This window comes from Seonamhaeicola marinus (assembly GCF_008085455.1).
The window spans coordinates 1-315 of sequence record NZ_VSDQ01000139.1 but is presented as its reverse complement, the minus strand read 5'-3'; the positions used below and the strand labels follow the sequence as shown (position 1 = coordinate 315).

At 36.5% G+C, this 315-nt stretch carries 1 protein-coding gene; it reads right to left on the bottom strand.

The features are described 5' to 3' along the window. Nucleotides 1-315, bottom strand: a 315-nt coding sequence (locus tag FUA24_RS01135; protein ID WP_148539685.1) for a peroxiredoxin, incomplete at both ends; no start/stop codon positions are given.

Here is a 315-nt window from a genome sequence, read left to right as displayed (position 1 = left end):
TTTAAAATTTGGCTGGTATGATCTTTAGTTTTTACTTTGGTAATAACATCTTCTATCACGCCATCTGCATCAATTACAAAGGTAACACGGTGAATACCGTCATATTCGCGCCCCATAAACTTTTTAGGCCCCCAAACACCAAAAGCATTAATAACCGTTTTATCTTCATCAGCCAATAATGGATATGGAAAATTGTATTTATTTTTAAAGTTTGATTGACGCTTAGCACTATCGGCACTTACACCTAAAATACGATATCCTTGCGCCTCAAAACGCTCATGGTTGTCACTTAAATTACAAGCTTCGGCAGTACAA